Below are 17,156 nucleotides of genomic sequence, written 5' to 3'. Positions count from 1 at the left end.
CGGCGGTCTCCTCGGCGAGAATCACCCGGTTGTCCGCGTAGTTCTGCTCCATCGGGCGGTCCTGGGGCGTGCGTGAACAGCCGGCCACGATCCGTGGGCGGCCCGGTCGTCCTCGTCAGGCGGATGCCTCGGTGAGGTCAGCCAGTTCTTGCTCGGTCAGCGAGAGGCCGGCGACGGCCATCAGCGCGGGCAGCTGCTCGACCGTACGGGCCGAGGCGATCGGCGCGGCGACGGTCGGCCGGGATGCGAGCCACGCGAGCGCGACGGTCGCGATCTCCGCGTCATGCTCCTGGGCGACCTTGTCGAGCGCCGCCAGGACCTTCTGTCCCCGCTCCGACTCCAGGTACTTACCGGCCTTCTCGGCCCGTGCGCTCTCCACTGACGCACCTGGACGGTACTTGCCGGTGAGGAAGCCGGAGGCCAGAGCGAAGTACGGGACGGCGGCGAGCCCGGCCCGGGCGGCCGTGTCCTGGAGCTCACCCTCGTACGTGTCGCGGGAGACCAGGTTGTAGTGCGGCTGCAGTGCGACGTAACGCGCCAGCCCCTCGCGCTCCGAGAAGTCCAGTGACGCCTGGAGCCGCTCGGGGCTGATGTTGGAGGCGGCGATCTCCCGGACCTTGCCCTCCCTCACCAGCTGGTCGAGGGCGGTGATGATCTCCTCGACCGGGACCGTCTCGTCGTCGAAGTGCGTGTAGTACAGATCGATGTGGTCGGTGCCGAGCCGGCGCAGCGACTCCTCGGCCGCGGCCTTGATGTTCGCGGCGGAGAGCCCCTTGTACGAGGGGTGGGCACCGACCTTGGTGGCGACGACGATGTCGGAACGGTTGGCGCGTGCCGCGAGCCACTTGCCGATGGCGGTCTCCGACTCGCCGCCCTCGTTGCCCGGGATCCAGGCGGTGTAGGCGTCGGCGGTGTCGATGAAGTTGCCGCCCGCCGCAGCATAAGCGTCCAGCACCGCGAACGACTGCCCCTCGTCGGCGGTCCAGCCGAAGACGTTGCCGCCGAGGGCGAGCGGGAAGACCTGCAGGTCGGAAGGGCCTAGCTTACGAAGAGAAGTCATATCCGGATCAACGGATTCCGGCGGGGCCACTATTCCGACAGACCGGCAGCCCTGACGTCGGGGGGTGAGCGTCAGGGCTGCCGGAGTTCAACGGCCGGTGAACCGGCTCGGATCACGCGGGCCGGGCGGCCGGCCGGCGGATCAGGGGTTGAGGCCCTTGGCGCGCAGCCAGGCCATCGGGTCGATGCCCGTACCGTCGGGGGTGTGGACCTCCAGGTGGAGGTGCGGGCCCGTGACATTGCCGGTCGCGCCGACCCGGCCGATGGTGTCACCGGTGGCGACCTTCTGGCCGACGCCGACGCCGATCGAGGACTGGTGGCAGAACCACAGCTCCGTACCGTCCTCGAGCTCCAGCACCGTGCGGTAGCCGTACGAACCGGACCAGCCCGCCGACTTGATGGTGCCGCCGTGTATGGCCTTGATCGGGGTGCCGGTCGGCGCCGCGAAGTCGAGGCCGGTGTGGTGGCCGGAGGACCACATCGTTCCGGCTTGGCCGAAGGTCGAGGTGATCGTGTACGAGGAGGTCGGGATGGCGTAGCTGGCGGCGAGCTTGGCGAGCCGCAGCGCCTCGGCCTTCGCCTTGGCTTTCTCCTCCGCCTTCTTCTTCTCGGCGGCGGCCTTGGCATCGGCCGCGTCCTGCTGCTTCTTGGCCTCGGCGGCGGCCTCCTCCGCGGCCGCCTTCTCCTGGGCCGCCTTGGCCTCGGCGTCGGCGGCGTCCTGCTGCTGCTCGGCCTGCTGGAGGATGCGGGCGCGGAGTGCCTCGCCCGCGTCCGTCGCACCCTGCTCGGCCTCGGCGGTGGTGAGGCCGGCGGTGGTGAGCGGGGCGGCAGCGGCGGCGGCCTCGGACTTGTCGGCCTCGGACTCACCGGAGAACAGGGAGCCCACGCCGGGAAGGGACTTGGCGTCGGGGAGGTTGTCCGAGATGGAGTCGGGAAGGGAGATGGAGACCGGCGGCTTGCTCTGCGCGGAGGCCATGCCACCCGCACCGACTGCCGCGATGACGCCGACTCCGAGCACCGTGGAGCTACGGGCAAGTCCGTTGCGCTGCTTGGCGACGCGGTGCTTGCCGCGTACGGGGCGGACGGACTCCTCGGTGGGGTTCCACTCGCCCCAGCTTCTGTCGGGCCCATCGTTACGATCAGCGCGGAATTCGCTGCCGAGCTCACCGGCGATGTCGCCGGCCGGGTCGGTGCCGTAATCGGCGCCGAACACCGTTCCCGTCCCGGTGGTTGCGTGGTCGGAGCCGAAACCGGATCCGAAGTCAGCGCCGAAGTCGGAACTGAACTCGGGGTTGAACCGAGAGGGGGCCTCGGGGGCAGGCTTGTTGGACGCCACGGGGGCGCACTCCTTTCCTTCCTTCTCGCCTACCGGGTTAGCTGACGGGTTCGGAGCAGGAAGGTCTCCTACGGGCCCCTCTGCCTCTCACGAGACACAGGCGTCCGATTCACCCCATGTAGGTGGTTCCCCGGTTCCCTTGCGGAATTCGGCGCTCGCGCACGGTGCCGCCACTGACGACGACTGGGACGACCGCGCTGCGTTATCGAACGTTAATAGACACACCGGCCCGATTCCAAGCTGTTCCCACTGATCGTTCAGGTCTTTGGCCTGGACTTTACGTGACAGAGTCGGGCGGAATCGGACGAGTTGATCGCCCCTCAGTCAATACCCGGTTTCTGACGTTGCGTCAAACGTTATGCGGAGCGGCGCCTTTCGGTTACGGACGGTGGCAACCCGCGACCAAGGTCGTGTCCAGGACCGCGCGAAGCACCCGACCCGCACGAAGCATCCGCCCCACCCGTCACGCCTCTTCCAGGCCCACAATCCTCACGGTCCTGCGCCGGTCCGGCTGTCCCTCCGCGGGACGTACGACCGCGAGCAGCGCCATGTCGTCGGTCGTCTCGCCGCCCGTGTACAGCCGTACATCATCGGTCAGCGCGGACAGCAGCTCCTCCGGCCCCGGAAAGATCCGACCGCGCAGCCGGGCCGCCGGATCGTAGAAGACCCCATCGGCGTTCCGCGCCTCGGAGAGACCGTCGGTGTAGAGGAGCAGGGTCGCCCCCGCCGGCAGATCCCATTCGTCCGCCCGGTCGGGCCACGCTCCCAGGTCCATCCCGAGCGGCAGTGCGGGCACCGAGGGCCCCAGAACCTCCAGCGCCCCGTCCGAGTGCAGCAGGATCGGCTCGGGGTGACCGCGGTTGACGATCCGCACCCGGGGCACCCCGGGCGGGATCTCGGCCAGCACGGCGGTGGTGAAGCCCTCCACCGCGTCCAGCCCGCCCCGCGCCCCCTCCCGCGCCAGCGCCCGCTCCAGCCGGTGCGCCACACCCTCCAGCGAATGCTCCTGCTCGGCCGCTTCCCGGAAGGCCCCGATGAGCACCGCCACCGACTCCACGGCGCCGAGCCCCTTCCCCCGTACGTCCCCGACCACCAGCCGCACCCCCTGCGGGGTGTCCGTCACGGCGAACAGGTCACCGCCGACGTACTCGTCCGCCTGCGCCGCCTCGTACCGCGCCGCCACATGCAGCCCGCCGATCCGGTCGGACGGCTTCGGCAGCACCGCCCGCATGGCGGTCTCCGCGATGACCCGCACGGAGGCCAGCTGCTCATTGCCGCGCCGTACGACCGCGTTGATCACGACCGCGAGGACCGAGACGGTGGCCAGGGTGAGCAACTCGATCAACGGCACGGCCAACGGCAACGTGTTGCTGTACAGCCGCAGCACGGTGACAGCCAGCATCGAGGCAATGCCGATACAGATGGTCCTGGACAGCGAGAAGAACGGCGCGGCGATCAGCGGCGCCGCCACGAACAGCGGAATGGCGGTGAAGATCGGCCGGGTAAGGAGATCGAACACCAGCCCGCCGAGGATCATCAGGGCGGGCAGCATACGGACGAACCGCATGGAACGGCTGTCGCCGCCCTCGGTATGTCTGCCGCGCCGCTTCAGCCGCTTCCACACCTGTGGTCTCCTGCCCGGTACGCACGCGGCTGCGGACGGTACCGCGCCCCACCCCCAGGCTCGCCGGAGCGGAGCGGTGCGGCGACTCCTCATCAGCCAATGGGGGTACGTACGTGGCACAGCTCACACACCCGCGGGCCGGCCACCCCGTGGCCCGGAGCGTGACGAGGAAATGAATCAGGCCCGGCACGCTGCATGCGTGCCGGGCCTGATTCTTCAGTAGCGGGGACAGGATTTGAACCTGCGACCTCTGGGTTATGAGCCCAGCGAGCTACCGAGCTGCTCCACCCCGCGTCGATGAACACAACTCTACGGCATGTCCGGCGCACTCATGACCACTCGGCGAATCACGACCGCTGCTTTCGGTCCGCTTCTGCTTCGACGACTGCTTCGACGCCGGCGATCTGTCCTGGAAAGCCGAAGACGCGGTGTGCGCCCGGCATGGCCGGAGGCGTACGGAAGTCACCCGGCCCCCCGCACTCCTCAGTTCGTCTCGGAGATACGGGCAGTGGCCTTCCCTTTGACCGCCGGGGGCTTCATCGGGTTCGCGTCGCGCTGCAGCGAGTGGAGGATCGCCAGCCCCTGGCCGACCACACCGGCCGCCATCTCATTGACGCCATTGGTGCCGTTGAGAACGGTGAGATCGGCCCCCGACATACCGCGGGCGGCGGCGTCGGCCAGGGCGGGCAGATTCTCCACGATGCGGTTGGCCGCGATGAGCTCCTGGTTGCCGTCGCGCAGCGAGGCGGCGCGCACGCTGTTGGCGTCGGCCTGCGCCTGGGCGAGGGTCCGCTCGGTGTAAGCGCCACCGTCGGCCTCGAACTTCGCCCGGTCACGGGCCGCTTCCGCGAGGGTGCGCTGACGGTATGCCTCGGCATCCGCCGGACGTCTGATCTCCGCTTCGAGCCGTTGCGCCGCGAGTGCCGCCTGCCGCTCGGCCAGCGCCGTCTGCTCCTCGATGACCTCCTGCGAGGCCCTGGCCTGCGCGAGTGGCCCGGCCTGCGCGGCCCGGGCGTTGTACTGCTCGGTCTCCGCGAGGAAACCGGCCCGCTTGATCGCGGTGTCACGTTCGTACTCCGCCTTGAGCGCGGCGGCCTGCTGCTCGCGCTGACTGGCTTCCTGGTCGGCCTTGGCCTCGGCGATCCGGGCCTGACTGGCGACCGCGGCGGCGTGCGGAGCGGCGAGGTTCTTGATGTAGCCGGTGGCGTCGTCGATCTCCTGGATCTGGAGGGCGTCCACCACGATGCCGAGCTTCTCCATCTCGCCGTGGCTGCCCGCGATGACCTCCTGGGAGACCCGGTTGCGCTCCCGGATGATCTGCTCCACTGTCAGTCCGCCGACGATGGAACGCAGGTGGCCTGCGAAGATCCGGCCGACGAGCTCCTCCATCTGCTCCTGCTCGGTCAGGAAGCGGCGCGCCGCGTTGGCGATGGACACGGCGTCGTCGCCGACCTTGAAGACGGCGACGGCCCGGACGTTGAGGCGGATGCCCTGCTGCGTCACGCAGTCCTCGGTGATCTCCGCCTCTCGCAGCGCCAGGGAGAGCATGCGCGCCTTCTGCTTCACCGGGAGCACGAAACTGCCGTGTCCGGTGACGATCCGGAACTGGGTGTCCAGCGTCTGCCCCTTGGAACCGGATATGAGCATCGCCTCGTTGGGGGCGGGAACGTGCCAGAAGAACATCGGAAGCCTCCTGCCGTACGTGACTGCCCGGCACGGGCATGTCCTTGCTTCGGCTCAGGACGGCAGGCGTTCCACGATCACGCTGCGCGCCGAGACCGAGTCGACGACAACGACACGTACGTCCCTGTCGATCGACGTGGCCGACCATGCGGTGTAGGCCTCCGACCCGCCCCGTACGGCCACCAGTACTTCGCCCGGGCCATTGAGCGGAATCGGCACGGTGACGCGGCCGATCGCCCCGACCGGGCTCCGGGCGGACTCATCTGCCGTGTGCATGCGTCCCCGCGAGCGTCCCTGCGTGCGCCTGCTCACATCGCCGCTCACACCGCTCTCCGCGTCGCATCTCGAGCAGCTTGTCACACCGCTTGTCACGCCGCCCGTCACGCCGCTTCATGAACACGAGGCGACCCCGCCTCCTGGAGGCTCGAACCTCCCTCGACATCTCCACGGTACTCCGCACCCGCCTCGGAGGATCGCCCCGCGGGGAGGCCTGAACGACAACGAGCGAGGGTGATTATGTGGTGATATGACTGATTCACGATCTCAGTCAGCCGACGCGATGAACTCGCGGTGACCGGGGAGCCGACAGTGGACAACTACCCCCTGCTCAACCTCTTCTGGACCATGCTCTGGTTCTTCGTCTGGATCATGTGGCTGTTCCTGCTCTTCAGGGTCATCTCGGACATCTTCCGCGACGACGATCTCGGCGGCTGGGCCAAGGCCGGCTGGCTGCTCGTGGCCCTGCTGCTGCCGTACCTCGGCGTCCTGGTGTACGTCATCGTGCGCGGCAAATCCATGGGGAAGCGGGACATCAAGCAGGCGCAGGAACGTGATGCGGCCTTCAAGGCGTACGTACGGGAGGCCGCCGGCACCTCCGGCGCGAACGGCCCCAGGAAGGGCGGGCACGTCGACGACCTGGCGAAGCTCGCCGAGCTGAAGGACAGGGGCGCCATCACGGACGAGGAGTACCAGCGGGCGAAGACGAAACTCCTCGTCTGAGCGCACCGGCCGGGCCCCTCGTCCTGGCGCTCTCCCGCAGCCGTGACGCGTATGTCTCCCTCCCCACGGTCCGGCGAACTGGCACGGCTTCCGGACCGCGGGGAGGCTTGAGACATCAGCCCACGGTGGCCGATTCCGCCCGCGGTTCTCGGGGTGCCGCAGCACCGGCGTCGGCGTACATCTGCACACGCCGACGGCCCGGCAGGGGAGGCCTGGCGGGGTGCGGTCCCCATCTCGGCGAGCAGGGAGATGGCGGTCCATGAACGGCAACACGCTCGAAACCCTGGACTCGATGCGCAGTGCGCTGCGCGGTCACGTCATCGGTCCACAGGACCCGGAGTACCGGACCGCCCGCACGATCTACAACGCCATGATCGACAAGCGTCCGTCGGCCATGGTGCGGTGCAGCGACGCGGCGGATGTCATGGCCGCGGTCGATTTCGTCCGGGACGAGGGGCTCGTGCTCGCGGTCCGCGGCGGCGGACACAGCGGTGCCGGCCTGTGCCTGGTGGACGACGGCGTCACCATCGATCTGTCACCCATGCGCTGGGCGCACATCAACCCCGCCGCGCGAACGGCCACGGTCGGCGGCGGCGCCACGCTGGGCGACCTCGACCACGCCGCGCACGCCTTCCAACTGGCCACCCCCGCCGGAATCCAGTCGACCACCGGCGTCGGCGGCCTCACCCTGGGCGGCGGCCACGGCCACCTCACCCGCCGATACGGCCTGACGGCCGACAACCTGCTGGCCGCGGACGTGGTCCTGGCGGACGGCACTTCGGTGACGGCGAGCGGCACCACCCACCCCGACCTGTTCTGGGCGCTGCGCGGCGGGGGCGGGAACTTCGGCATCGTCACCTCCTTCACCTTCCGGATGCACCCCGTGGACACCGTGGGCGTCGCCATCACCCTCTGGCCGGTCGACCGGACCCCCGACATACTCCGCTGGTACCGCGACTTCCTGCCGAACGCCACTGAGGACCTGAGCGGCTTCTTCGCCGCGCTGACCGTGCCGCCCGGTCCCCCGTTCCCGGAGGAGATCCACGGTCAGAAGATGTGCGGTGTCGTGTGGTGCTGGACCGGCGACCCCGGCCTCCTCGAAGCCACCCTGAAACCCGTGAACGACCCCGGCCCGCCCGCCTTCCACTTCACGACGCCGATGCCCTACACCGCCCTGCAGTCCATGTTCGACGAGCTGCTCCCCGCCGGCCTGCAGTGGTACTGGCGCGGCAACTTCTTCGACCGGATCACCGACGACGCCATCGCCGTCCACGCCAAGTACACCGAGAACCTGCCCACCGATCTGTCGACGATGCACCTGTACCCGGTCGACGGCGCCGCCCACCAACTGGGCCCGGACGACACCGCCTGGGCCTACCGGGACGCGGTCTGGTCCGGCGTCATCGCGGGCATCGACCCCGACCCGGACAACGCCGAAAGGCTCAGGCAGTGGTGTGTCGACTACTGGGAGGAGCTGCACCCGAACTCCATGGGCGGTACGTACGTGAACTTCATCGGAGCGGGCGAGACCCAGGACCGGGTACGCGCCACCTACCGCGACCACTACGACCGCCTCGCGGCCATCAAGCGCGCCTACGATCCGCACAACCTCTTCCACGCCAACCAGAACATCGTGCCTGCGGCCTGACGGTCTGTCGTAACCACATCGCGTGCGTCGCACCGCTTCTTGGCTCGTGCGCGACCTGGGTGGGGTCCTCGGTGACATAGGCGCCAGGGATGGTGTCGTCCTCCACGCAGCCGGGCGCGCAGCGGGGCCGGCAGTTTGTGGCGGCGGCAAGGATGTACGGCGGTGATGCAGCCTGCTCGACGTGACCAGTGCTGTGACCACATGGGTTCACCGTGGCCGGGATCCGTCTGCCGGTCTCTGCGGGGGCGGAGTCAGTGCTGCGATCATCACGACGAAGGCGAAACTCGGCCGAGGGGGAGCAGGATGATTTCTGAGCCGGAGATGGCGGGGGAGTTCGGTGCGGTTGAAGCCCGCGAGGTGATGGGCGACTTCGACGGGGAGTTCGTTGGGGAACGGCGACCACGAAGGCCGTGGCTGTGGGCGCTGGGCGGGGTGGTGATGGCGTCGGCTCTCTGGGCGGCGGCGCTGTTTCTGTATGGAGTAGGCGACCGGACGCCGGACATGCATGGGTACCAGCTGGACCAAGACCCTTGCCCCTCTCTACAGCTGAAGTCGATCGGCGCGGCGATCGCACCGAGAGAGTCCACCACCAAGGTCGAATCAGGGCTGTTGAACCATGCCGCCCTCGACCAGGTCCAGTGCTTCATTCCTCTTCGGTCTCGGGCCGGGGCGGAGCGGCCCGGGGACGGCTGGTCCATCGAATACACCGTCGGAATCACGGTGGCACTGCACAAGAAGACCGACCCCGGCGCCGAATTCGAGGCGCGCCGACGGGTAACTGAATTCGGCGTTGATCCCGAAGCGAAGCTGGAGACGGTTCCGGACCTTGGCGACAGGGCGTATCTGCTGACCCGGGATGACGGTAACTCGGAGCTGCGGGTGCTGGAGGGCGGAGCGGTCCTCTCGCTGAGTCTCTCCGCCTTCAGTCAGTACCAGAGAGACGACCACAGCGAAGACGAGGCCGGTGATGGGCCGGACGTCCCTGACCTGTCCCCGTACCAATCGGCCATGATCAGCGACATGCGTGACCTGATGTCAAGCCTCAAGCAGTGAGTAGCGTCAGGGACTGGCACCGTGGCTGACGCTCCGTTACCAGTCCCCGCCGCTTCAAACCGTGCATGCAGTTCTCCCGCACGCGGCTTTCCGACATCGTTCACCGACTGGCAACTGGCATGCGCCGCCGCCCTGCGTACGTTTCCGGTAAGGCGGTAGACCCCGAGCCGTGTGATCCACTCGTAGGTATGGCGAGTGGCCCAGTTCCGGCCCGCTCGGCCGTGTTGCCGGCTGGAGAGGATCGCCAGCCGTTCATGGACGTAGCCGTCGACCGCGTTGAACTTCTGCCCAGAGTTCCCGTTGCGGAAGCATGCGCCCCAGCCCCGCAGGACCGGGTTGAGATCGGCGACCACAACGGACACCGGTTGCTCGGTCTTTGAGCGGCCCGTGGCTCCCGTCCGTGGCTAGGCTTCCTCCGGACCGCCGACGCTCCTGACTGCTGTCCGGTAATGTCTGAATCGGCGAAAGTCATGAGTTTCAGAGCATGTAGCCGGTATCACCGCAGGTCAATCAGGCTGCTCCCCGCGTGCGCGGGGATGGCCCCCGCTCGACGGCGTCGATCTTGTCGGCGAACTTCTGCTCCCCGCGTGCGCGGGGTTTCGCCCCCTTCCGCTTCGACGGGAGGGGCGGTTTCGTGCGTCCGGGCATACACGAAGACCCCACCAGCACGGGGCGATGGGGCCTTCGGAGGCACTCACCGAGCCGACGGCGGGTACCGTTCTGGTGTCGAGTCAGAACTGGAGCAAGTATGCGCTCTTTTCCGCATGACCACACCGGCGCACGCATCAAGAGGCTGCGCCTTGAACGCCACCTCACTCAAAGGGCCCTGTCGGATCTGTCGCAGGTCCCATACTCCACTCTCACGAAGACCGAGCAGGGTGTCATCCCGGCATCCCCGCACCTGATCGCGAGCGTGGCCCGCGCGATGCGGGTCGAGGTTGCCACGGTGACCGGTCAGCCGTACGTCACAGAGCTGCGCGCGGACCAACTGGACGTACTGATCCAGCCCATCCGGGAAGCACTCGACGTCTACGACCTTGGCGCCGATCCCGACATCGCCCCGCGTCCCCACCAACTGCTCCACGGTGACGCAGAAGCGCTGCTCGTCGCGGTGCGGGCGGGTGAGATCAAGCGCACCGCGGGTCAGCTTCCGGGCCTGATTGTGGAGGCCACCACTGCGGCCCACGGCGCATCCTCATCCAAGAGCTGGCTGCTGCTCGCCTCGTACTACCGGACCTCGTACGACGTCGCCTCGAAGTTGGGGTATCCGGACCTCGCGACGATCGCCCTGTCCCGCATGGAGTGGGCGGCCGAACGCGGCTCCGATGCTGTCGTGGGCGGCATGTACCGGTACATGCGCGCTCTCACGTACCTGCGGGCCGGCCAGTACCGGACCGGGGACCGGCTCATCAGCATGGGCCTCGGCATCCTGGACCAGGCCGACGCGGGGCGGAACCGCGACGTGCTCACTGGGCAACTCCACCTCGGCGCCGCGGTCATGGCGGGTCGGGCGCACGATAACGACAAGGCAACCGGGCACCTGACGGAGGCCGCTCGCATTGCCAAGCAGACCGGCGACGCATCCGAGGTTCACTGGCTCAGTTTCGGCCCGACGAATGTCAGCGCGCACCGGGTCAGCGTGCTGGCCGAGCTGGACGAGTACGGCCAGGCCGCGCAGGTAGGCCGGACAATCACCATCCCGAAGGAGTGGCCAGCTTCTCGCCGGTCGCACCACTTTGCCGAGCTGGCCCGTGCGCAGATGTGGGATGGAAGTCTCGACGACGCGTTCGCGAATCTCCTGCGCGCGCGTAAGGCGGCTCCACAGCAAGCGAGGTATCACCAGACGGTTCGGGAGACGTATGACGGGCTGGAGGCGGCGAAGCGTCAGCTGCCCGACTCGTTCCTGTCGTATGGCTCCTGGCTGCGAGTCTGACACTCCGTACGCCCTTGGCCCCGACTATCACCATCCCGTGATAGTCGGGGTCTTTCCGTGGGCTCACCATGTCTTCACCAGCCACTGACCTGGAGCCGATATGGCGATGACGATCAAGGTGTACGAGGTGGACCGCTACGGAAGGACGCGCGTCGTGCGGCCCGAGGCCGAGGTCACCCCGCTCAAGACCGTGGAACCGCGCATGGCGTTCCCGGCCTGCGAGTGCGACCAGTGCAAGAAGGAGCACGCATGACCGCCCCAACGAAGCCGGCCCCGGCGCCGGATGCCGCGTACCGCACCTGGCTCGGCCACACCACGACCTGCGCCACCTGCCGCGCCGGGGCCCCGTGCCCCACCACCGTGCGGCTCGGCCGCGCGTGGCGGGAGGCCCGACGGTGAAGACCGAGTCAACCCGCCTCATCACCCACTGCTGCTGGGACATGGAACCCGAAACCTACGCGCGCTGCACCCTGGAGCCCGGCCATAGGGCAACCACTACGACTGGTTCACTCGTCTGTCGTGGGACCGCCCCGGTGTCTCATGGCCCGCCGAGTCCGTGCCGCACCAGTCATGACTCCCGCTGAGCACGAGGCGGCATGGGATGCGCGACTGGCCGGTGCCCCGGCGGGTGCGGATCACCACCGCGCGAAACGATGAGGGTGGCACGCATCCGATGAACCGTCATGGGATGGCGCCAACACCCGCCGAGCCTCTTTACAGCACCCCCCGCAGCGGGCAGCCCGCCGTGTGACGTGATTGGACTACTGGAGCCCCCGGTCGCACTCGCGGCCGGGGCTCCGGCATGTCTTGATCGTTTGTGCTTCGGCTGAGCACCGGCTGATCTAATGATCTTCAGGGCTCCGGATACGAAATCAACCCCGGGTCAGATGTGCTCTGACCCGGGGCTGAGACGTAGGCCGTGTGGGACTCGAACCCACAACCAACGGATTAAAGTCCCGGCAGGATGCTGCCGGGGCCTTCCGATTGGTCTTCACTGGCCCAATCGCACCTGGTCAGACACCCGCCCTTTGACGCCGAGTCCCGGCCGGGGCGGAGTGTGCTGCGCCGTCCGCTCACGCATCGCACACCCATCGCTCACGCGCGGAGGCCTTTCGGGGTGGCTGGATACCCGGATAAACGCTTTCATCTTCGGCCTCGTCCTTGCGGGCGAGATCCACGGTGCGCTCCAGCGCCCGGCGGGCGCCGGACGAGTCGCCATATACGACAAAACCTACGGGCATGTCTCCGCCTCACTGCCCGAAAAGCGAGTTCACCACCACCCCGGTTCGGCCGGGGCGGTGGCCGGGAGGGGAAGTCGAGCGGCTGAGAGGCGGCCTGAGCAGGGCCGGACGGAGGGTACAGGCATACCTGAGCCCGCTGAGGAGGCCGCTTCGGCCACGCCCGAAACACCTTCTGCCACGCTCTGAGGGTCTCTAGCGTCTTGCTTGCGCCGCATACACAACGGCGTCGGGATCGCGCCCACCGCTCACAGGGCGTACTGACGGGGACAACTCACGATGAACAACCGCACACGCCTGTCCATCGGCGTTACCGCCCTCGCCCTGGCAGGGGGAACTCTGGGCACCAGCACCGCCGTGGCTGGAAGCAACACCCCCTCCACCACAGGCACCCAGATCGCCGCGCAGAGCGCTCAGACCGGCCGGTCCGCCGCAGCCGCCAAGCCCCGGCTCTTCCTGCCGTTCCCCTGCGGGACGAAGTGGCGAGTGTCTTCCGGCGGCGCCTCCCACTCCCCCGCCCTCGACATCGACAAAGGAAACGCGAAGGCGGAAGGCAAGACGGTGCAGGCCGCAGCCGCCGGCGTGGTCGTCTTCTCCACCCGCTTCGCCCAGGGTTCGGGCAACACCATCCAGATCAAGCACGAGGGCGGCTACTACACCACCTATCTCCATCTGAAGTCGCGCAGCGTCAGCAAGGGCGACAAGGTCAAGCGCACCACGAAGATCGGCACCCTCGGCAAGGACGGCCCCACCGCCAACGGCCACCCCCACCTGCACTTCGAGGTCGCCAAGGGCAAGAAGAACGCGGACCGTTGGGGAGGGGCGGACGGCGGGGCGCACCGGAGCACCGCCAGCCTCTACCCGAAGACATACAAGGGCTCCGGCCACACCTGGACGAACCAGGTCTCCCACTCCTGCTCGGCCCCCAAGCCGACCAAGTGGGCACCGTTCAAGGTGGTCAAGCCCGTAAACAAGCGTGCCTGGGCCGGCACCAAGTACAAGTCCTACGGCGAGCTGGGGAAGGGCAAGACGGTCATGCTGGGCTGCAACCACACCCGTAAGCCCGACGGAAAGCTCTACCGCCGTCTGGACGGCGGCGGCGGTGCGGACGGCAAGGGCGCGTGGGTACGGTCCTCATCCACGTACGTCACACAGCTCAAGGGCTGTGCAAAGTGAGGCGATTGAGCCTCTCTCGGCTGCGTTGAGGCGCGGCCGGCCTCTCCCATCGGAACCCCCTTCGCAGAGGGCTCCGATGGGAGACTCGTATGTTCCGGACCGGCTGACCCGTCAGTTCTCACGCCGCGCGCTATTCGATCAGCACCGGCTCCTCACCGAAGCTGATCCGGTCACCGGCCCGGAGAGGAACCGTCCGGCCGTCCATGTGACGCAGGCGGTACTCACCCTCGTTCGCGGGCACGTCCGCGCGCCCCTTCGTGGTCCAGCGCACGAAGAACGGCTTGCCGCCCCGCTCGAAGCGGCAGGTGTACGCGCCTTCCGGCAGGCCCATTTGCGCGCCCTGTCCGCATGCGGCGATCCGGGCGCCGTCCAACCACTGCCGCAGCCGTCCCATACGCAGCCCGGCTTCCGTGGGCCGCCCGCCAACAGGCTGCACCACGAGCGGCACGCCGGTGCTCCCCCAGCTGTAGAAGTACATCCGCCGGATTCCGTAATGCCAGCTGTAGAGTCCCGCCAGATAGAAGCGCACCGCGTAGTCGCGGGCTCGGCGGGCGTCCAGCGGCGGAGTGACAGCGACGCTTCTGTCGGGTCCGGTGTTCCACACCTGGATTTCCCTCAAGCCCTCCTTGAACAAGACGTCGTGCACATTCCGCGCGAGAGCAATGGTCTCCTCCGGCGGCGAGTCGGCCCTGTGCGGCGGCATCTTCAGCGCCGCGGCGTCGCAGCTCTCGTACGCGCCGGAGCGCGCGAACTGCCGTAACAGCTCCCGGCCGCGCTCCTCCCACAGTTCCCCGAAGGACGGGCAGGCCACCAACGCCCCGGGGTCGGCGCGATGGATGATCGCGGCCGCCCGCTCGACCATCTCCGCGAGAACAGCGATGCTCCCGGCGTAGTGCAGCGGGTGGCTGGGATAGTCCCAGAGCTCGTACGACTCGATGCGGCCGCGGTAGCGCGTGGCGACCTCCTTCACGAAGCGGTCCCAGTCCGCCAGGTCGGCCGGGGGCGAGGCGAGTGAATCGCCATAGGCGGACTTACGTCCGTCCGGAGCCGCCCACAGCGGCGTGCCGGAGAGGGTGAACAGGACCGGCAACCGGTGCCGTTCGGCAGACCTGACCGACCGCTCCAGGACCGACCAGTCGTAGTGGTGGCGCCGAGGTTCGATGGTGCCCCAGCGGGTCCCGCTTTCCCACAGCCGCACGGCACCGGTGCGGAACGCGGGCATCTCTCCCGAATCAGTGTTCATCGTCAGCCCGAAGAATTCCGGCGGTACCCGACGCGGCGTGACGGACCAGAGCGGCCCATGGAACTGCTGACCGGCAAAGGCGCCACTCCCGCGTCCGGTGTCCGAACCCGAATTCCTCCCGCCGCCGCTGTCCCCGCTGTCGCTGCGCAACGACACGCTCGCGACCGAGGCGACAACGAGGACGAACAGCAGTGCCACCGCGCGCAACGAAGAGGGCACGCGGCGCAGTGGCGGCCAGGCCTTCCGTATGCCCGCGCCGGCCCCGGTCCCACTCGCGCCGGACTCGCGCCGCCCCGCTGCCACGACCGTCACGGACTCCTTGTCCGTTACGTCGTCCGGGCCTTCCTTGTCGTCGTCCGGATCCTCCTCGGCGGTCGTCCGCGACCAGACCCGGTACAGCCGGTCCAGCTCAGCCGGGCTCGCCCCGCAGACACGCGCCACCCGTTCGACCGCGCCGAAGCTGCCGGGGACGGTCGTGCCCTGGCAGTAGCGGTGGAGCGTGGACCGGCTGAGACCCGTGCGGTGGGCCAGGGCTGTATAGCTGCGCCCGCTGCGCTGCTTCAGTCCCTCCAGCAGTTCGGCCAGTTCCGACGGTTCCGGCGTTCCCCTATCGGACGACATCGCCCTCCCATTGCCCTGATTCCCCCATTCGGACGTGGGACGCGCGCCCCGCGCCGTCCCACTGGGGCGGAACTTGGCAGCTGAGGCCCCTTCAGGCATCCCGTTGTCCCATCTCCCCGATTCTTCTTGCCTTCGAACCCGGCGTCGTCGCAAGGTCACAGCACCAACGTCGACAGAACGCAGCTTCCACGACGGCGCCGCGGCGCCGCTCCGGGGAGCGGTGAACGCGCTTCGCACATGGGGGACATATGCTGCGCATCCACTTCACGGCCGGAGACCTGGTCCGTACACGTGTCGCTGACAACCCTGATCCGCTCTGGGAATCCGTACTGAGCCTGCACCAACTGCAGGAACGGCAGTCGAACCCCGCCGTGATCCGCTGGCAGAAACGCGTCATCAGAAACGGACGGGCCTCGCTGCGCCTGCTGTTGCCTCTGGTTCCCGCCCGTGGTTACTTCCCGGACTTCCTCACCCCTGCCGAGAGCGCTGAAGGGTTCGAGGCGGGACTCGACGCGCTGCTGTCGACTTCGCGAGCCCAATTATCCGGCCAGATCGCCCGGTTGGCGGGAGACCAGCCGCTCCATCCTTGGGCCCGGTCGGTTGCGGAGGGCACGTCGCCCGTGCTCCGCCGCCTCGGGGAAGCACTGCGCGACTATCAGCACCACGCCTTCGGCAGGTCGTGGCAACGCATCCGTGCGCGAATCGAGGCCGACCGCACCTGGCGAGCGCGGACCCAGTGGCATGGCGGCACCGACGCGATGCTGCGCACTTTCGGGCGCGGTCTGTGCTGGCGCCCACCCGTCCTGGAATCCGACTATCCGGTCGACATGGACATGCATCTGGAGGGCAGGGGGCTGCTCCTGATTCCGTCGTACTTCTGCCACCGAACGCCGGTCGCACTGGCCGACCCGTCCCTGCCGCCGACCCTCGTCTATCCAGCACGCTCCGTGGGGCCCGGCCCGACACCGCCGCCCGCCGCGGCGGGCCCGCGCCTCGCGCGGCTCCTGGGACACACCAGGGCCGCTGTCCTGGAGTCCCTCGGCGGCGAATGCACCACAAGCGAACTGGCCCGGCGCGCCGGAGTCTCCCTCTCCTCCGCCAGCGAGCATGCGGCCGTCCTGCGGAGCGCCGGCCTGATCTCCAGCAACCGCCTGCGCAACTGCGTGCATCACAGCCTCACTCCGGTGGGCCTCGCGCTGCTCGACGTCGGGGCGATCGACCGGAGCGTTCGATGACCGGCCGGGGTCGCTTTGTCATCGCCGTCATGCCGTGCTGACGGCTGGGCGGTGCGGTGGGACGCTCTCCAAGCGAAGCTTCTGGAGCGTGGGCACAGGGACAACGGACGGCGTGAGCTCATCCGGATCTCGCAGCAGCCCAGCCTGCCGCCTCGCGCCCCCGAGGCCGCCTCCGTGGCGGCTACTGCCGGACCGTCCGCTCACGCACGAGGCCCAAAACGACGAAGCGCCTCGACCGGTCGACCGGTCACCCGCCCCCGGACACGCACCCCCACACCCACTCGAAGCGAAGCGGAGAGCACCGCAGG

At 68.6% G+C, this 17,156-nt stretch carries 13 protein-coding genes, 1 tRNA gene, 2 pseudogenes and 1 riboswitch; of the genes and pseudogenes, 8 read left to right on the top strand and 8 right to left on the bottom strand.

Annotation, left to right across the window (positions count from 1 at the left end):
- Positions 1-115: 115 nt before the first annotated feature.
- The 6 genes from ABTZ94_RS28885 to ABTZ94_RS28860 all read right to left on the bottom strand — a co-directional run bounded on the left by ABTZ94_RS28885 (position 116) and on the right by ABTZ94_RS28860 (position 5,978).
- Positions 116-1,060 (bottom strand): aldo/keto reductase, encoded by a 945-nt coding sequence (locus ABTZ94_RS28885; protein ID WP_351204951.1) that lies wholly within the window; start codon positions 1,058-1,060, stop codon positions 116-118.
- A gap of 141 nt (positions 1,061-1,201) precedes the next feature.
- Positions 1,202-2,395 (bottom strand): M23 family metallopeptidase, encoded by a 1,194-nt coding sequence (locus ABTZ94_RS28880; RefSeq protein WP_502967325.1) that lies wholly within the window; start codon positions 2,393-2,395, stop codon positions 1,202-1,204.
- Positions 2,396-2,406: 11 nt separating this feature from the next.
- A riboswitch (cyclic di-AMP (ydaO/yuaA leader) is annotated at positions 2,407-2,559 on the bottom strand.
- A 299-nt stretch (positions 2,560-2,858) separates the two neighbouring features.
- Positions 2,859-3,962 (bottom strand): PP2C family protein-serine/threonine phosphatase, encoded by a 1,104-nt coding sequence (locus ABTZ94_RS28875; RefSeq protein ID WP_351204953.1) that lies wholly within the window; start codon positions 3,960-3,962, stop codon positions 2,859-2,861.
- 277 nt (positions 3,963-4,239) lie between these two features.
- A tRNA-Met gene (locus tag ABTZ94_RS28870) sits at positions 4,240-4,313 on the bottom strand.
- Positions 4,314-4,502: 189 nt separating this feature from the next.
- Positions 4,503-5,702: an SPFH domain-containing protein gene (locus tag ABTZ94_RS28865; RefSeq protein ID WP_351204949.1), complete on the bottom strand. Its 1,200-nt coding sequence runs from the start codon at positions 5,700-5,702 to the stop codon at positions 4,503-4,505.
- A 54-nt stretch (positions 5,703-5,756) separates the two neighbouring features.
- Positions 5,757-5,978, bottom strand: coding sequence for an NfeD C-terminal domain-containing protein (locus ABTZ94_RS28860; RefSeq protein WP_351204947.1), 222 nt, complete (start codon positions 5,976-5,978; stop codon positions 5,757-5,759).
- Positions 5,979-6,290: 312 nt separating this feature from the next.
- Here ABTZ94_RS28860 and ABTZ94_RS28855 point away from each other — a divergent pair, with 312 nt between their 5' ends.
- From ABTZ94_RS28855 to ABTZ94_RS28845, 3 genes are all read left to right on the top strand, one after another.
- Positions 6,291-6,701, top strand: a complete 411-nt coding sequence (locus ABTZ94_RS28855; protein WP_351204945.1) for an SHOCT domain-containing protein — start codon at positions 6,291-6,293, stop codon at positions 6,699-6,701.
- A 259-nt stretch (positions 6,702-6,960) separates the two neighbouring features.
- Positions 6,961-8,349 carry an FAD-binding oxidoreductase gene (locus ABTZ94_RS28850; RefSeq protein WP_351204943.1) on the top strand — a complete coding sequence of 463 codons (1,389 nt, stop codon included), beginning with the start codon at positions 6,961-6,963 and terminating at the stop codon, positions 8,347-8,349.
- Between the two features lie 321 nt (positions 8,350-8,670).
- Positions 8,671-9,402, top strand: coding sequence for a hypothetical protein (locus ABTZ94_RS28845; RefSeq protein WP_351204942.1), 732 nt, complete (start codon positions 8,671-8,673; stop codon positions 9,400-9,402).
- 200 nt (positions 9,403-9,602) lie between these two features.
- Here the strand turns inward: ABTZ94_RS28845 and ABTZ94_RS28840 are convergent.
- A pseudogene (locus ABTZ94_RS28840) lies at positions 9,603-9,779 on the bottom strand (group II intron maturase-specific domain-containing protein); the annotation flags it as partial.
- 371 nt (positions 9,780-10,150) lie between these two features.
- On the opposite strand from ABTZ94_RS28840, the gene ABTZ94_RS28835 reads away from it, so the two are divergent.
- From ABTZ94_RS28835 to ABTZ94_RS28820, 4 genes are all read left to right on the top strand, one after another.
- A complete protein-coding gene (locus ABTZ94_RS28835) occupies positions 10,151-11,335 on the top strand; it encodes a helix-turn-helix domain-containing protein (RefSeq protein ID WP_351204940.1) in 1,185 nt (394 codons plus the stop codon).
- Between the two features lie 100 nt (positions 11,336-11,435).
- The gene (locus tag ABTZ94_RS28830; protein ID WP_351204938.1) at positions 11,436-11,588 is read left to right on the top strand and encodes a hypothetical protein; all 153 of its coding nucleotides are present in this window, start codon (positions 11,436-11,438) and stop codon (positions 11,586-11,588) included.
- Positions 11,585-11,734, top strand: coding sequence for a hypothetical protein (locus tag ABTZ94_RS28825; protein ID WP_351204936.1), 150 nt, complete (start codon positions 11,585-11,587; stop codon positions 11,732-11,734). Before ABTZ94_RS28830 ends, ABTZ94_RS28825 begins: the two co-directional genes overlap by 4 nt.
- Before the next feature lie 1,118 nt (positions 11,735-12,852).
- Positions 12,853-13,749: a M23 family metallopeptidase gene (locus ABTZ94_RS28820; RefSeq protein WP_351204935.1), complete on the top strand. Its 897-nt coding sequence runs from the start codon at positions 12,853-12,855 to the stop codon at positions 13,747-13,749.
- Between the two features lie 1,651 nt (positions 13,750-15,400).
- Here ABTZ94_RS28820 and ABTZ94_RS38015 read toward each other — a convergent pair.
- Positions 15,401-15,613: pseudogene (locus tag ABTZ94_RS38015) on the bottom strand (helix-turn-helix domain-containing protein); the annotation flags it as partial.
- A gap of 248 nt (positions 15,614-15,861) precedes the next feature.
- On the opposite strand from ABTZ94_RS38015, the gene ABTZ94_RS28810 reads away from it, so the two are divergent.
- Positions 15,862-16,848 (top strand): ArsR/SmtB family transcription factor, encoded by a 987-nt coding sequence (locus ABTZ94_RS28810; protein WP_351204931.1) that lies wholly within the window; start codon positions 15,862-15,864, stop codon positions 16,846-16,848.
- Positions 16,849-17,156 lie beyond the last annotated feature (308 nt).

The sequence above is a fragment of the Streptomyces sp. NPDC002785 genome (genome assembly GCF_040295565.1).
Classification (GTDB): Bacteria; Actinomycetota; Actinomycetes; order Streptomycetales; family Streptomycetaceae; genus Streptomyces.
Note: the sequence above shows the minus strand (reverse complement) of the source record. Positions and strands in the feature narration are given on the sequence as shown.